Below are 14,103 nucleotides of genomic sequence, written 5' to 3' on the forward strand. Positions count from 1 at the left end.
GCGACATTCAATAGTCAAAAAACAACTTAATGGAAACTATCTTTAATACCCTGGTCGCCACGATCGTTTTTGTGATCGGCTCGGCGATCGGCAGCTTTCTCAATGTGGTAATCTATCGTTTGCCTGCGGGTTTGTCGGTAATACATCCTCCTTCTCGCTGTCCCAAATGTTTAAATCAACTCAGAACTTACGAAAATATACCCGTGTTTGGTTGGCTGTGGCTGCGGGGACGCTGCAATCACTGCCACAGTCGGATTTCTGCCCGCTATCCGCTGGTGGAAGTATCTATGGGTTTGCTATTTTTGCTAATCTTCTCGCAGTTTGGGATCGCAGTGCAAACTCTGGGTTTGTGGGTTTTGTTTAGCTGGCTGTTGGCTTTGTCTTTGATTGACTGCGATACAATGACTTTGCCTAATTCTTTGACTCGATCGGGTTTGGTGCTCGGATTGGTTTTCCAAATCGCCAAAGGTTGGTGGCCGACATTTAGCCCGATCGACTCCGTACACTATCTTGTACTAGACGGAATTTTGGGTGCAGTTGTCGGGTTGTGGCTGTTTGATGCGATCGGACTTGCAGGATCGATCGGCTTCGGGCAAACTGCTATGGGTGGCGGGGATACCAAATTAGCCGCCTTGATGGGAGCTTGGTTGGGCTGGAAACTCTTGCTGCTAGCGGGATTTATCGCCTGTGTAATCGGGGCTTTTGTTGGTGGTGGGGCGATCGCCCTTAGATTGCTCGATCGCCGTCAACCCATGCCCTTCGGCCCTTGTCTAGCACTCGGTGCAGCAATTACGGCTCTCTGGGGCGAACCGATCTTATCTACTTACTTGCAGTTGTTTTTCCCGAATTTGGGTTTGTGATCTGCGGCTACAAAGCGCGATCGAACTTTATAATATCGGTTCATAAATTGGTAAAATTATCCCGTGTCTTGGATTACACTTAAAACCACTAGCTTTCGTTGGGAAGCGGAATTAATGCAGCAGCTCCTGGCTGCTCATCAAATCCCCGCTCGGATTGTAGACTTGGGTATAGCATCTTATTTAGGCGCAGGAAGTGCTACAGCCCTCCAAGTTCTTCCAGAACACCAGCAAACTGCATCGCTGCTGATCAGTCCAGTTGAAGATGAGCCAGAACAAGAGTGATTAGTTATTAGTCAATAGTCATTAGTCAACAGTAATTAGTCAATAGTAGATAATTGATATCTTTGACATGAGCATCGGAATAATAACGTTCAGAGTGCAGCGCGAGTATCCCACGCAGCCGAGCGAGACCTTCGCCCTGTCAGCGCGGGCAGTTTATATAGCGGTTCTCAAGCGTGGTGAGGTATGCCCGATGCCGGATGCCCGATGCCCGATGCCCGATGCCCGAAGCGTACCTAATCTTTCTGAGAAAGGCTATAGTATAATTCCTCTGTAGTGCGGACTTGATATAACAACTGGCAATTGACAACTAACAACTAACAATTACCAATTACCAATTCCCAATTACCAATTACCAACTACCAATTACCAATTCCTAAGTTTTAATGTCTCTATTTGATTGGTTTGCAAATCGACGAAAATCAGTACCGAACTCCCAAGAACGGCCGGAACGAGAAATTGCCGACGGACTTTGGCATAAATGCCCAGCTTGCGATGCCCTGAGTTATACCAAAGACCTGCGAGCAAATCAAATGGTTTGCTTGGAATGCGGGCATCATATCAGAGTTTACAGTGACGATCGCATCGAGCAGTTGATCGACCCCAATACCTGGATGCCCATTAACGAAGGTCTCCACGCCACCGATCCCCTAAAATTTCGCGATCGCAAAAAATATAGCGATCGACTCCGCGAATTTCAAGAAAAAACAGGCCACCTAGACGCCGTAGAAACAGGCATCGGTAAACTCGAAAATTTGCCCGTCGCCCTCGGAGTCATGGAATTTCAGTTCATCGGCGGGAGCATGGGCTCAGTTGTCGGAGAAAAACTGACTCGCCTCATCGAACACGCCACGCGGGAACGCTTACCAGCGATCATTGTCTGCGCTTCCGGCGGCGCGAGAATGCAGGAAGGAATGCTCAGCTTGATGCAAATGGCCAAGATTTCCGGGGCCCTGGAGCGCCACCGGGAAGCGAGACTGCTTTACATCCCAATTTTGACGCACCCGACCACCGGCGGCGTCACAGCCAGTTTTGCCATGCTGGGAGACATTATAATTGCAGAGCCAAAAGCTACAGTAGCCTTTACGGGCGGCCGGGTAATCGAGCAAACTCTGCGCGAAAAGCTGCCGGAAAATTATCAAACTTCCGAATACTCCTTCGCCCACGGTTTTGTAGACTTGATCGTACCCCGGACTCAATTAAAGAAAACTCTCGCTGGGCTGATCAGCCTCCACCAGCCCCAGCCTTTCTTGGCAAACTCGGAATTCCCCGCCCACGAGGCCAGCGACAGCTACCACCCTGTGCCCGCGCCGACTCACGCTTTCAAGCTTTCTCCCTAAGCTATTGCGCCTCCTGACTCCTGTCGTGGAGTCTGTAGGAGAGACTAGACTTGAATTGCCAGCCCTAGCTAGGACGATGCTCAGAGCATCGTCCCACAAAAATCATTTTTTCTTGTGGGGTGGGCACGCGAGCCCGCCCAAAAGTCTGATTAAAAGAACTTTTGCAATCTTGTCTACCAAAATTTCAGAGGAATTGCCAAAAAAACCCGGTTTCTTAGAAAAATATTAAGTTTAGTAGCGAGAAATGCACGCAGATACCGGGTGTTTAGCCCCGCGCGCCCAAGTCCTATTGATAATAAAGACGCGGCAATGGGATGATATTGGTTGGAAGTTGATGGGCTGTGAAGTTTAGGTAAGCAAAAATGCTTAGTGGCAGTTAGCGGTTAGTTAGCTGGCGATCGAACAAAATCTCAGACGAAACTAACAAATGGCAGCTAACAGCGCTTGTTAACAGTTGACAGTTGACAGTTGACAGTTGACAGCGAAGTTTTTAGGCAGGGGATTTAAGCCCCAGCCTAAAAACAATCCACCTAAAGGTGGGGGCTTAAATCCCCTGTGCTTTAGTTAAATTGTCCAGCTTTCAGTCAATAGCCGTTAACTCAATTTTGACCAGTCAGCGACCTAAAAATTATGGGTTTTGCAGACCTGTCCATCGCAGAAATAGCAGAGGACTTCAACGTCCCTGTTGAAGACGTGCTCCGCTTGTGTGACGAGTTGGAAATTGCCTACAAACACCCTCAAACCCGTTTGGCTTTGGAGGATGTTAAGGCAATTATGTCAACTCTCGAAAAAAGGCGCGACTCAAAACGAATTACAGATTAGATCGATCGCAAAATTCCTTTACCTTTATAAGGTACGGCTGCACAAACTTTCGCCAGTTGTCGCAGCAGGAAGGAATTTTGAACAGAAATCTGTTTGCCAGCGAGACGCTCTCTTAGCGTTCAATAATTTGCCCGATTTTTTTAAGGAGAACCATGCTTAAAAGATATTTCATTGCTCTGACCGCTGTATTCTTGACATTTCAGTTATTTGTCAGCAGTGCGATGGCTGTCGAACTGAGTCCTGAGCTTCGCACTGTGACTTTGAATGACAAAGGCGCTCCAGTGGTGCTGAGCCTCAAACAAGTTCAGCAAGGGAAACGCTTGTTTAACTCGGCTTGCGCTCAATGTCACGCTGCGGGCATGACAAAAACTGACCCGAATTTGAACTTGAGTCCCGAAACTCTGGCTTTGGCAAACCCGCCCCGCAATAATATTGACTCGCTGGTGGACTATATGAAAAATCCCACGACTTATGACGGGTTTCAGGAAATTTCCGAAGTGCATCCGAGCATGAAGAGTGCAGATATTTTCGCTGAGATGAGAAATCTCTCGGATGATGATTTGTATGCGATTGCCGGTCATATTCTGTTGCAGCCGAAAATTGTCGGCAAGCAGTGGGCTGGCGGTAAAGGCGCTCGCTAATCAATTTGAAATTTGAGATTTGGGATTTTGGATTGAGAGGGGCTGGGATTGGGCAAGGATTGCTGGCTGGCCGTTTTTCTATCGAAAATCTGAAATCTCAAATTTACCTCTTGCTGATTGATTCTCCCCAGTCGAACCCGCTGACTTAAGCTTGTGGACTGGTTGATGCTGACGAAAGCCAGAGTGCAACAAGAAAATTCGATTTTGTGAGCAAATGTTAGTGAATTATTGACTTTTCTACGCCCTTATGCTGCATCGTGGTGTTTTTCTCTGCTTTCTATTGGGGATGTTAATTATTTTGCCGCTCGTGCTGCTGGCTCCTCAACCTGTTTTGGCTGCTACCGATTCTTACGTGAATAGATATTTACAAGCCAGGGAACCTGTAGCAATGGAATTGGACGCTGAGGGAAACACTCGGTTGTTTTCGCCTCAGGATTTTTCTGTCGGCAAGGTGTTGTTCCAGAATAATTGCCTGAATTGTCACGTCGGAGGAGCAACTTTGCCTGATCCGATGATATCTCTGTCTTTGGCAGATCTCAAGGGGGCAACGCCTCCCCGCAGCAACATCAATAGTTTGGTGTCGTATTTGAGAGAGCCGATGACTTATGACGGCAGTGAGGACACTTTTTGGTGCCGCCAAGTACCCGAAAGCTGGATGCCGCAGACTGAGATTGAAAATTTGGCGGCTTTTGTGCTCCGGGCGGCTCAGAAAGCTCCAGGCTGGGGCGTGGATAATTTTGAGAGTTGAACTGCCGCTGCGACCAAGTGGTAGATTACTCGAAAAATCCCGATCGCGACTACGTGTTTGCGCCTGATTAAACAGGTAAAATAACTAAAGAACCACCGTGAACGGTGTCCATTAGAGGAGAACTACGTTGAAAAGACTCTTATCGATCGCCCTGTTAGCGTTCGCAATTTTGACTGTCGGCTTCGGCCGCCCTGCATTGGCTGGAGATGCTGCTAACGGAGCTAAACTCTTTAGCGCCAACTGTGCTGCTTGTCACATCGGTGGCGGCAACGTCGTTATGGGAATGAAAACCTTGAAAAAGGAAGCTCTTGAGAAGTACGGCATGAATTCCATCGAAGCTATTACTACTCAGATAACTAAGGGCAAAAGTGCTATGCCTGCTTTTCTCGGTCGTTTGAAGCCCGAACAAATCGATGATATCGCTGCCTACGTGCTCGAACAATCTGGCAAAGACTGGAAAGGCTAAACTGCCTCTTTGAAGTCGGACAAGCTGGACTTGATTTAATTTAAAACTTGTCCTCCCGATCGCACCCTCTCTCTCTCTTTGGCGAATAAATGTCGGTTTGCAGCGATCTTAACCTATTTGGGAAAGCGCGCCAGAAATCGGATTTTTATTTGCCCAAGCGCGAGGGAGGGCAATTCGATTTTAGATTTTAGATTTTAGATGGGAGATTGAAGATTTTAGAATTGAAGATTTTAGAATTGAAGATTTTAGAATGAAAATTGGTGATTTTGTATAAATTGTCAAGCACATTACATTAAGAATTATTATTGCTGGTGTATAAATTAAAAGTCGGTGCTAGGATATAACCCCTGATTAGCAAAGCATTGAAATCAAAAATAAAGTTGATCGCAAAAGTGGACTCTACATCTACCATGAACGTAAAAAAATCAGCAAAAGTTAAAACTCTCGGAGATGCAGCCTCTGGTGCAATTGACAAGTATTTCCGCAAAACAATAGCCCACGAGGCTGAAGTTATCCAAGACAAAAATGCAGAAGAACTTCACCAAATGCGCGTAGGATTGCGGCGTTTGCGATCGGCTATAACGGGTTTTGCCCCGGTTTTAGACTTGCCAAAAGAAGCTTCTGAACGCAAAATTGGTAAGGTGGGGCGGATTCTGGGAACGCTCAGGGACTTGGACGTGATGCTCGAAAGTCTCCAAAACCGCTATTATCCGAATTTGCCGCCCCAGGAGCAGGAAGTTTTGGATGAGGCTGTATTGGATTTACTCAAACAGCGGCGCCGGGCTTTGAAAGGGGTGAGGGCTGTTTTGGAGCGCAAAAGTTACCAATCGCTGAAAAAGTCGATCGAGGATTGGCTGGAAAAACCGCAGTTTCGGGCGATCGAACATTTGCCAATTGCTGAGGTTTTGCCGGATTTACTGTTACCTCAAGTCAGCGAGTTTTTCCTGCATCCGGCTTGGCTGCTGGGCACAGAATATGAGGATGGCAAAGTTAAAGTTTGTGAGGATTTGAATGAGTCGGCTGTGGAAGAGAAGTTAGCAGCGGAGGGAACTATTCTGCATGATTTGCGGAAACAAGCTAAGCGGGTTCGCTATTTGATGAATCTGTTTGGCGATTTTTACGGCCCGGCTTATGAAGGTTATGTCGAAGATGTGAAAGCTGTTCAGGAATGTTTGGGTGATATTCAAGACAGTCAAGTTTTAGGGGAATTTTTGACGGATTTTGTCGATCGCGATTTGCAAAAAAAGTTGCCTAAACTGGCTGGTTTGTTGGCAGAAAAACGCTACGCAGCTTGGCAAAAATGGCAGGTTTTGCAGCGCAAGTATTTGAATTCGGAAGTTCGACAAGGTTTGCGATCGACTTTAATTCATCCTGTGATTAAAGATGCTGCTAATGGGGATTCGCCGGAGCAAAATTAGGTTTTTTGGGTACAGAAAGTGCGTGAATGGTAGCTATCCTGTAGGAAATCGCCCGCGCGGATTAGAAGCCGGACACGGCAGTGTCACGTCCCTGCTGATATGGCGTAAAATAACAGATATTTGTAGGGAAACGGCAAGGGCGTGTCCCTACTCAAGAAAGGGCGATCGCGCTTGGGAATAGAACTAAAAAAAGGGTTCTCGCCCGATGTGTTAAAATCAGGATTAGAGTGAGAACTAAGTAGGTATTGCAAAAAATATGCCTCGTATCTTTACAGCAATCGTTTATTGGGAAGAAGATGTTTATGTGGCAGAATGTCCTGAAGTGGGAACTGCTAGCCAGGGTGAAACAATTGAAGCAGCGATCGCCAATCTGAAAGAAGCAACAGAACTATATTTAGACGAATTATATTTTTAGAATGATAAATTTTTAGGCGATCGCGGTTTACGAAAGAAAGGGCGATCGTTCACTTGTTATATAATTATGGTACTCTAAAAGTTAGATAACTAAGACTGGCAAGACTAGATCAGTGTGACAACACAATTTTTCTGTCCGTATCTCGACAGTGAGGTCGAACTCACAGAAGAGCGAGAGCAGCACATTGCTGAGACCCATCCCGATTTGCTACCAACTTATCAGGAAAGAATAGCTTAAACTCTAGCTGACCCAGATGAGGTTCGATGTGATTTACGTTTTGGCAATACTTTTCTATTTTCAAGGCAGTATGGTAAGGGTCGCAAGGGTAGGTATGTTGTAGTAGCTGTTGTGAGTGATACAGTTCCCAGAGAACGCAATTGGATCGTGACAGCTTACCTGACAAAAACTGTTACCCAAGGAGAGATAATATGGCACAAAAACTAACTTTTAAATACGATGCTGTCGGCGATATTCTGTACATTCATAAATGTTCGCCTTATGCAGAGCAAGAATCGCAGGAACTCGACTATGGAATTGTTGCTCGTCTCAATCCTGAAACTGAGGAAATTGAAAATATAGAAGTTATGTTTTTCTCAAAGCGGTTTTTAGAGAGTAATGTATTTGAATTGCCGATTGTCGCAGACTTGCACGCTTAGTCTGAAGGCTTGAGATTGTTGCGAAAGTGCGATCGCACTTTACTCAAGAAAGGGCGATCGCACTTCATGATATGGCTCAAGAAATGGCGAGGCAAAAGTGTTGTCATAGTTGGAGTGAAAATGCTGAGAAAATACTATGACTTTACAAGTCATTTATCCTCATATTGAAAAACCAGGTGTAGGGGAACCTGCACGGCTGCAACGGATACCCAGAGTGCGGATTTCTCAAATTGTGATGGACTATTTGGCTTACGGGTGGTCAGTTGAAGAAATGTGCCGTCAGCACTCATATTTAATGATGGCGGAAGCTCATGCAGCAATGGCGTATTATTTTGACCACCAGGAGGAGATAGACGGCGAAATTCGCAGCGAGTGGGGGGAAGCGGAACAAGCAAAATCTCAAAAAGTGCGATCGAAAGCTTCCTGCTAACAAGGTTGTGCAGCCATTGTGGTAAATTCTACATAGCTGGGAATCTTCGCTCAAGGCATGGCAAAAACACCGATCGCTCTATATCGACAAGGCAACGCTAATTCACCTAGAATGGATAATGTTCGATCTAACAAAGATGTTACTACCTATGAAGAGAACGGTCCAATCTGGGTAGATCCTACTTTAGGAGGTGGGATTTCAACATTTGCTACTCAAAGAAGCGGAAAAAACTGGTGGAAGTTAGATGCGGAGAGTGAAATTCCTGCCGCCCTCGATTTAATTAATGACCACAACGATCATTGGTTGTGGAAACCGAGTTACAGAATGTCGATCGAGGAATACAAGCAGGCTCTTAAACTAATCGGTGCGTATTTCTACAAAGTGAGTTAACGGTTTCAAGCTTTGGCATTTTTCAAGCTGACTGGGTTAGGATAGTGGCAAGTAACTATAAATATTAAAAATGGAGTTCTGATGATTCTATCTTTTAAGGATGTACAATTTATTATTGAAGCTCTGGAATTTCGGATCGAGGCATATCAAGAAAGTTTGAAAGATGAAGAGTTGGATGATGATGAAGTGTCGGATATGGGCAATGATTGCTATTTTTTAGAAGCGCTACGCGAAGATTTAATGAAGGCTATTAAGGAGGCTAATATGCCTGAGATAGCAAAACCTGTACCCTCAGACGGCTTATATCAAGAGGTCAGAAATTAGTCAGGGCGATTCCCTACGGAATAGCTTCGCTCGCGCGTGCTTTAGGAAAGAAAGGGCGATCGCGCTTGCTCAGAAAGTGCTATCCTAGATCGGAGCACAGTCAGAAATTGGCGAGGAAAAAATCTTGTCAACCATCACCGATATTGGCACTCTCATTAGCCGTCATCCTGACATACATGGCGGCGGTGCAATTATTGCCGGAACAAGTGTTACAGTCCGTCGCATTGCTATTTGGTACAAGCAAAGTTTGACCGCAGAAGAAATTGCCTCTCGCATAGGGCATTTAACTCTGACTCAAGTCTATGCAGCTTTGACTTATTACCATGCTAACCGAGATGAAATTGATGTTGAGATTGTGGCCGAAGCAGCAGAAGGCGATCGCATAGAAGCACTGTATCAGTCTCAAACACAAATACAATCTGAATCTCAAGTTTTAGAAATGCCTTCAGTTGCTCAATATCCCAGCCGTCGGGAGTTTATGAAATTGCCCATTGAAGAGAGACGGCGCATTTTAGCAGAACAGGCTGAGGTGATGTTAATTCATTACCAGGATGATAGAGAATGGCAAGAATTACAGACAGGAGATTTAATTGACTACTAATTCTCTGTTTCCCAAACGTGGTGATGTTTGGCTTGCTAATTTTGACCCGACAGTGGGGGCAGAAATTAAAAAGATTCGTCCGGCTGTGGTGGTAAGCTCGGATAGTGTCGGCAAATTGCCGATTAAATTAATTGCACCAGTCACAGATAGGAAAGAATATTATATTGGCAATATTTGGCACGTCAGAATTCATCCAGATAGTGCTAATAATTTAACGAAAGTTTCTGCTGTGGATGTGCTGGAATTGCGTGGTATGGATGGATGTACAAAGGTTTATTCGTAAGATTGGGGAAGTTTCGACTGCTATTATGGATGACATTGCAATAGCGATCGCATCGGTAGTTGAGTATCGGTAGTTAATCAAAGGCAGATGGGACTTCAGGAAAGAAAGGGCGATCGCTATTTTCGATAAATGTTTACAGGAAATCACCTTTTAATCAAAGAACTGAAAAATGACTTCAAAAACTAGCCGAATTATTTCAAGCCAACTCAAATCGTTTCTCATCTTCCCTATATGTTTTATAAACAATGTAGAAAATGCGACAATCCCTAACTTTTATCCTCAGCTTTTTAAGGATGCACTGTGCCATCTGGCATAGTTGCGCCCGTCAGATTTACATTTGTAAAATCCTTAATTTGGCCTAAGTTAGAGCTTTTTAGATTCGCACCCTTAAAACTGGCACCATCAACCATTTCACTTTTCAAGTCATCCCAGATAACCAGTGATAAGTCAGCCTCATTCAAAATTGCTTTTTTGAAGTTTAATCCATCTCCTTTCAGTCGAGCATTAATAAGCTTTACCCCACTTAAATCAGCTTCCGAAAAATTGCCATTATCAATAGAAATTTCACTCAAATCAGCACCTTTCAAATTGACGTGAATTAGATTTGTTCCAGGACCTATCTTGGCCTTACTCAAGTTAACATTATTCAAGTTAGCCCCCTCAAAATTTACCCTGAATATTTGAGATCCACTAAGGTTTGCACCACTAAGATTTGCTCCTGTTAAATTTGTATCGCCGATGGTTGCACCAGCTAGGTTAGCACCCTGAAGGTTAGCATTTTTCAGGTCAGCACCGCTAAGGGAAACTTCTTTAAGATCGGCACCTTGAAGGTCGCAAGCTGGACATACACGTGTTTGCTTTAAACGCTCAACAGCTTGACTTACAGATAAAGAAGATGGCGTAGTTGTTGGAGATGGTGATGCAGTGGCATTAGGAGAGGGAGTTGGTGGAGATGCCGTCGCATTCGGAGAAGGAGTTTCTGGTACTAAAACCGAAGCTGTTGGCGATGGCGTTTGTGTTTCCGCAGCCAAAGGTGTTGAAGAGGGAGTTTCTGATAGTGCAACTGAAGGAGTTGGAGAGGCTGAAGTCGTAACTTCTGATTTGTTCATCACTGCTAAACCTGCAATAACTAGAATTGCTACAATAGCCCCCAACCCCAACACGATTGCTAACGGGAAATTACCCTTTTTCGGGTTGCCGTCATTTTGATTATTCATAATAAAAAATACTCGCTGAGTAAATATTTTTAACCTGAAAAGCAAAGTTTGAAAACTTACGCACTCAGGCAATAAAGGAACAGTTAATTGAGGGTTTGATGCTTCTTGCTCAAATCTGAGAAAGGTTCAAACCCTGATAAAAATATTTGGATGCGTCAGCCCTAAGTTGAACCAATCAAGCAAGCTCACTAAGAGTCAAGCTTGACTCTTAGGCGTGGCGAATTTCCCAAAAGTCTGATAGCTTGGTATTCAAAAGTGTAATTGCTGCTATCTTCTTCATTCGGGATTTGAAAAGTAATCCATCCCCGAACGCGCTCTCCTTTTGGCAGATCATTCATAGAATTTAGTGCAGGTTGTACCCCAAAGAAAGTTGGAGTATAAACATAGCCACTGTCACTTTTTAGTTTGGCATAAAGTAGATTCGCACTTACACCCTGATCGGACTCGCTAGCAAGCGTTACATCAACAGCTACGTATGGTTCTCCACTGTCATTCTGACCAGTTTTCACCTCGTTAACTGTTAAGTTGTATCCCTCCTGGATCACGGGTTTGCCAATAGTACCAACTGAGGCAGCTTGGGCTGGAAACTGTCCTAAGCTGAAACTTAGCATAAAGCACAAAAGTAAAATAAACAGCTTTCGCATTTTTTCTCCGGTTATTTTTTATGTTTTATTTATTGCTTGGATGCCCGTTATTGAATATTTTTACGTTAATTTATCTATAGTGTCAAGTAAAAAATGTCATAGTTTGTCAGGAGTTGATAAAATCATCTAGCCGTTAAAAGTCACATTTTGCCCTTTTTAGTCATAAAATGTCATAAGAAGTCTGATACAATAGATAAAATCTCCTACACTTGCCTAATTAATGGATGTTCAAGAACTTTTAAGGTTTGCCAATGGCTTGGTGTTCACTAAGACGGGCAAACACCTAGACGATCTGCAAGAGGCAGTAGTGCGTGGAACTTGGCAAGGTAAAAGATACTCCGAAATTTCCAAAGAGGTTCATTGTACTGAACGCCATGTCAGAAATGTTGCCTCAAAGTTATGGCAAATTCTTTCAAAAATCTTAGAGGAAGATATTAATAAATCCAATTTTAGCTCTGCGATGGAAAGGTATCAAATTTCTAAAATTTCAAATTTTGGTGATTTTAATTTTGTACAAAACAAAGGTAACATCAACGTTTGCACAGAAACCTTACACCATCCCAAAACTTCACAAAACTCACCCCCAACACAAACCTCAAATGAAGACGACACGCAACAGAAACCGCGACTTGACTTAAGAGATGCACCAGATATCAGCTCATTTTACGATCGCACATCCGAACTCGCCACCCTACAACAGTGGATTGTACACGATCGCAGCCGCCTAGTCGCAATATTAGGACTCAGCGGAATTGGCAAAACCAATCTCGCACTCCACCTCCTCTCACAAATCCAGCATCAATTTGAATATGTAATTTGGCGAAGTCTCGGCACATCCCCAAGCCTCCATAATACCCTAAAAAGCCTACTTAAATTTTTATCTAATCCACCAGAAACCGAATTGCCAACAAGCACCGATGAACTGCTATCGCTGCTAATCGACAAATTGCGATCGCACCGCTGCCTCATCATCCTAGACGACGTACAAACAATTCTCAGTAGCGGACAAATAGCAGGCAATTATCGACCAGAATATGAAAATTACAGCACCCTATTCAAACGTATTGGCGAAACTTGCCACAACAGTTGCTTAATCGTCAATAGTTGGGAACCGCCTAGAGAAATTGTCGCATTAAACAGAGAAAATGCCCGCGTTCGCACCTTACCACTCGACGGTTTAGGTGCAGCAGCGGGCGAAATACTCAGAGAAAAAGGTTTACTCGAACCGGAGAAATGGGAAACTCTGATTAACATTTATCGAGGCAATCCCTTCTGGTTAAAAATAGTTGCAGCCATGATTCAAGAATTATTTAGCGGGCGAGTTGCCGAATTCTTGAAATATGATACGCTATTCTTGGGAGACGAATTGAAAGCAAGATTGCAGCAGCAGTGCGATCGCTTATCAGAATTAGAGAAACAGGTAATGTGCTGCATCGCGAATGAAATCGAGCCTGTTTCTATTTCTCAAATTATAGAGAAGGTGCAATTATCGCCCGACAATTTATGCAATGCGCTGCTATCTTTGGGAAATCGAGCATTGATTGAAAAAGAAGAACAGGATCATCAGGCGCTGTTCAGTTTATCGCCAGTGATGAGACAATATGTGAAAACTGAATATTGTCGCGAGGGAATTGCTACATAGAAATTAGCGGATCTCATAGGTAGGGAAACGGCATTCCCGTGTCCGGCGGGGAGTTATGCAAATTACACATAATTCATAGGTAGGCAAACGGCATTCCCGTGTCCGGCGGGGAGTTATGCAAATTACAGATAATTTATATATAATCAATAACTATAGCAATACTTTCTAGCATACCTGGAATTGTATTTATTTGCCAGCCCTGAAATCAAATTTTTCCAGTTTCCAACTGTATTTTTTTCGGACAAATATCATCATCGTACCAACCAGTCAAAGCCACCGCCAAAGCATCCGCCGCATCATCAGGTTTCGGAATATAACCCAACTCCAACTCCCGCGCCACAGCCTCTTGCACTTCCGATTTATCAGCATTGCCGCGGCCGGTCAAAGCTTGCTTAATTTGAGCAGGCGTAAACTCAAACAGCGGCACTCCGCACTGAGCCAATACTAGCGTCAAAACGCCTCGTGCTTGAGCTACAAGTATGGTATTTCCCATTTTGTAAAAAAACAGTTTTTCGGCAATTGCCAAATCTGGTTTTACCTCGTCTATTACCGTGTGCAAATCTTCGTAAATTGTTTTTAGGCGCTGTCCCATTTCCTGCTTTGGCGTTGTTTTAATCACGCCACAATCAATCAGGGAAACGCTATTTTGGTCTTGTTTACCTGGGATGATATGACAAGAAATCGCGCCGTAGCCTAGATTTGCCAAGCCCGGATCTAATCCTAAAATTCGTGTTTTCATTCACATTTATTGATTGTTTGTCTCATATCAAATCCGATTAATCGCACCAGAAAAGCTTCTGTACAGATTCTCACTTCCCAATTATTCCATTCTTTGATCTAAGATCCGGTCCAATACTTCTCGGTTAAGGTCTAAGCGGTACTGAGAATAGAAAAATGAAGCTCCTGGCGCTGAGTACCAGTACCTCT

At 44.1% G+C, this 14,103-nt stretch carries 21 protein-coding genes; 18 read left to right on the forward strand and 3 right to left on the reverse strand.

Features of this window, described 5'->3' with window-relative positions; all coding sequences use genetic code 11:
- The first annotated feature begins 29 nt into the window (after positions 1–29).
- The 17 genes from QUB66_RS16795 to QUB66_RS16875 all read left to right on the forward strand — a co-directional run bounded on the left by QUB66_RS16795 (position 30) and on the right by QUB66_RS16875 (position 9,673).
- Positions 30–860, forward strand: a complete 831-nt coding sequence (locus QUB66_RS16795) for a prepilin peptidase (RefSeq protein WP_265236392.1) — start codon at positions 30–32, stop codon at positions 858–860.
- Between the two features lie 63 nt (positions 861–923).
- On the forward strand, positions 924–1,142 hold the full coding sequence (locus QUB66_RS16800; RefSeq protein ID WP_265236394.1) for a DUF2007 domain-containing protein: 219 nt from the start codon (positions 924–926) through the stop codon (positions 1,140–1,142).
- A gap of 383 nt (positions 1,143–1,525) precedes the next feature.
- Positions 1,526–2,479, forward strand: coding sequence for an acetyl-CoA carboxylase, carboxyltransferase subunit beta (accD, locus tag QUB66_RS16805; RefSeq protein ID WP_265236398.1), 954 nt, complete (start codon positions 1,526–1,528; stop codon positions 2,477–2,479).
- Positions 2,480–3,109: 630 nt separating this feature from the next.
- A complete protein-coding gene (locus QUB66_RS16810) occupies positions 3,110–3,301 on the forward strand; it encodes a translation initiation factor IF-2 (RefSeq protein WP_265236399.1) in 192 nt (63 codons plus the stop codon).
- A gap of 152 nt (positions 3,302–3,453) precedes the next feature.
- Entirely contained in the window at positions 3,454–3,942 is a 489-nt protein-coding gene (gene psbV / locus QUB66_RS16815) for a photosystem II cytochrome c-550 (RefSeq protein WP_265236400.1), read from the forward strand.
- A gap of 247 nt (positions 3,943–4,189) precedes the next feature.
- The gene (gene psbV2 / locus QUB66_RS16820) at positions 4,190–4,690 is read left to right on the forward strand and encodes a photosystem II cytochrome PsbV2 (protein ID WP_265236401.1); all 501 of its coding nucleotides are present in this window, start codon (positions 4,190–4,192) and stop codon (positions 4,688–4,690) included.
- Positions 4,691–4,817: 127 nt separating this feature from the next.
- On the forward strand, positions 4,818–5,156 hold the full coding sequence (petJ, locus tag QUB66_RS16825) for a cytochrome c6 PetJ (protein WP_265236402.1): 339 nt from the start codon (positions 4,818–4,820) through the stop codon (positions 5,154–5,156).
- A 410-nt stretch (positions 5,157–5,566) separates the two neighbouring features.
- A complete protein-coding gene (locus tag QUB66_RS16830; protein WP_332968811.1) occupies positions 5,567–6,574 on the forward strand; it encodes a CHAD domain-containing protein in 1,008 nt (335 codons plus the stop codon).
- Between the two features lie 22 nt (positions 6,575–6,596).
- Positions 6,597–6,755, forward strand: a complete 159-nt coding sequence (locus tag QUB66_RS16835) for a hypothetical protein (protein WP_265236404.1) — start codon at positions 6,597–6,599, stop codon at positions 6,753–6,755.
- A gap of 75 nt (positions 6,756–6,830) precedes the next feature.
- A complete protein-coding gene (locus QUB66_RS16840; RefSeq protein ID WP_265236405.1) occupies positions 6,831–6,989 on the forward strand; it encodes a type II toxin-antitoxin system HicB family antitoxin in 159 nt (52 codons plus the stop codon).
- Positions 6,990–7,103: 114 nt separating this feature from the next.
- Complete coding sequence (locus QUB66_RS16845; RefSeq protein WP_265236406.1) at positions 7,104–7,226, forward strand: hypothetical protein; 123 nt, start codon at positions 7,104–7,106, stop codon at positions 7,224–7,226.
- A gap of 191 nt (positions 7,227–7,417) precedes the next feature.
- Positions 7,418–7,645, forward strand: coding sequence for a DUF2283 domain-containing protein (locus QUB66_RS16850; protein ID WP_332968813.1), 228 nt, complete (start codon positions 7,418–7,420; stop codon positions 7,643–7,645).
- A gap of 136 nt (positions 7,646–7,781) precedes the next feature.
- Positions 7,782–8,075: a DUF433 domain-containing protein gene (locus tag QUB66_RS16855; RefSeq protein WP_332968814.1), complete on the forward strand. Its 294-nt coding sequence runs from the start codon at positions 7,782–7,784 to the stop codon at positions 8,073–8,075.
- Between the two features lie 111 nt (positions 8,076–8,186).
- Positions 8,187–8,465, forward strand: a complete 279-nt coding sequence (locus tag QUB66_RS16860) for a hypothetical protein (RefSeq protein WP_265236411.1) — start codon at positions 8,187–8,189, stop codon at positions 8,463–8,465.
- Between the two features lie 81 nt (positions 8,466–8,546).
- The gene (locus tag QUB66_RS16865; protein WP_265236412.1) at positions 8,547–8,789 is read left to right on the forward strand and encodes a hypothetical protein; all 243 of its coding nucleotides are present in this window, start codon (positions 8,547–8,549) and stop codon (positions 8,787–8,789) included.
- A gap of 124 nt (positions 8,790–8,913) precedes the next feature.
- Entirely contained in the window at positions 8,914–9,390 is a 477-nt protein-coding gene (locus tag QUB66_RS16870) for a DUF433 domain-containing protein (protein WP_265236413.1), read from the forward strand.
- Positions 9,380–9,673 carry a type II toxin-antitoxin system PemK/MazF family toxin gene (locus QUB66_RS16875; protein WP_265236414.1) on the forward strand — a complete coding sequence of 98 codons (294 nt, stop codon included), beginning with the start codon at positions 9,380–9,382 and terminating at the stop codon, positions 9,671–9,673. Before QUB66_RS16870 ends, QUB66_RS16875 begins: the two co-directional genes overlap by 11 nt.
- Positions 9,674–9,960: 287 nt before the next feature.
- Here QUB66_RS16875 and QUB66_RS16880 read toward each other — a convergent pair whose 3' ends face one another.
- Positions 9,961–10,890, reverse strand: coding sequence for a pentapeptide repeat-containing protein (locus tag QUB66_RS16880; RefSeq protein WP_265236415.1), 930 nt, complete (start codon positions 10,888–10,890; stop codon positions 9,961–9,963).
- Between the two features lie 188 nt (positions 10,891–11,078).
- Complete coding sequence (locus QUB66_RS16885; RefSeq protein WP_265236416.1) at positions 11,079–11,534, reverse strand: DUF4352 domain-containing protein; 456 nt, start codon at positions 11,532–11,534, stop codon at positions 11,079–11,081.
- Between the two features lie 220 nt (positions 11,535–11,754).
- On the opposite strand from QUB66_RS16885, the gene QUB66_RS16890 reads away from it, so the two are divergent.
- Positions 11,755–13,176, forward strand: coding sequence for an NB-ARC domain-containing protein (locus QUB66_RS16890; protein WP_332968816.1), 1,422 nt, complete (start codon positions 11,755–11,757; stop codon positions 13,174–13,176).
- A 205-nt stretch (positions 13,177–13,381) separates the two neighbouring features.
- On the opposite strand, the gene ruvC is transcribed toward QUB66_RS16890, so the two are convergent.
- On the reverse strand, positions 13,382–13,915 hold the full coding sequence (gene ruvC / locus QUB66_RS16895; protein ID WP_265239467.1) for a crossover junction endodeoxyribonuclease RuvC: 534 nt from the start codon (positions 13,913–13,915) through the stop codon (positions 13,382–13,384).
- Positions 13,916–14,103 lie beyond the last annotated feature (188 nt).

It is taken from the genome of Microcoleus sp. A2-C3, from assembly GCF_036706065.1.
Taxonomy (GTDB): Bacteria; Cyanobacteriota; Cyanobacteriia; order Cyanobacteriales; family Microcoleaceae; genus Microcoleus.

Bases quoted from the DNA above. Each gene is read 5' to 3' on its own strand.
- QUB66_RS16865 (WP_265236412.1), top strand. From the start codon at position 8,547: ATGATTCTATCTTTTAAGGATGTACAATTTATTATTGAAGCTCTGGAA.
- QUB66_RS16880 (WP_265236415.1), bottom strand. From the start codon at position 10,890: ATGAATAATCAAAATGACGGCAACCCGAAAAAGGGTAATTTCCCGTTA.
- QUB66_RS16890 (WP_332968816.1), top strand. From the start codon at position 11,755: ATGGATGTTCAAGAACTTTTAAGGTTTGCCAATGGCTTGGTGTTCACT.
- accD (WP_265236398.1), top strand. From the start codon at position 1,526: ATGTCTCTATTTGATTGGTTTGCAAATCGACGAAAATCAGTACCGAAC.
- ruvC (WP_265239467.1), bottom strand. From the start codon at position 13,915: ATGAAAACACGAATTTTAGGATTAGATCCGGGCTTGGCAAATCTAGGC.
- QUB66_RS16885 (WP_265236416.1), bottom strand. From the start codon at position 11,534: ATGCGAAAGCTGTTTATTTTACTTTTGTGCTTTATGCTAAGTTTCAGC.
- QUB66_RS16830 (WP_332968811.1), top strand. From the start codon at position 5,567: ATGAACGTAAAAAAATCAGCAAAAGTTAAAACTCTCGGAGATGCAGCC.
- QUB66_RS16855 (WP_332968814.1), top strand. From the start codon at position 7,782: ATGACTTTACAAGTCATTTATCCTCATATTGAAAAACCAGGTGTAGGG.
- QUB66_RS16810 (WP_265236399.1), top strand. From the start codon at position 3,110: ATGGGTTTTGCAGACCTGTCCATCGCAGAAATAGCAGAGGACTTCAAC.
- QUB66_RS16850 (WP_332968813.1), top strand. From the start codon at position 7,418: ATGGCACAAAAACTAACTTTTAAATACGATGCTGTCGGCGATATTCTG.
- psbV2 (WP_265236401.1), top strand. From the start codon at position 4,190: ATGCTGCATCGTGGTGTTTTTCTCTGCTTTCTATTGGGGATGTTAATT.
- QUB66_RS16795 (WP_265236392.1), top strand. From the start codon at position 30: ATGGAAACTATCTTTAATACCCTGGTCGCCACGATCGTTTTTGTGATC.
- psbV (WP_265236400.1), top strand. From the start codon at position 3,454: ATGCTTAAAAGATATTTCATTGCTCTGACCGCTGTATTCTTGACATTT.
- QUB66_RS16840 (WP_265236405.1), top strand. From the start codon at position 6,831: ATGCCTCGTATCTTTACAGCAATCGTTTATTGGGAAGAAGATGTTTAT.
- QUB66_RS16860 (WP_265236411.1), top strand. From the start codon at position 8,187: ATGGATAATGTTCGATCTAACAAAGATGTTACTACCTATGAAGAGAAC.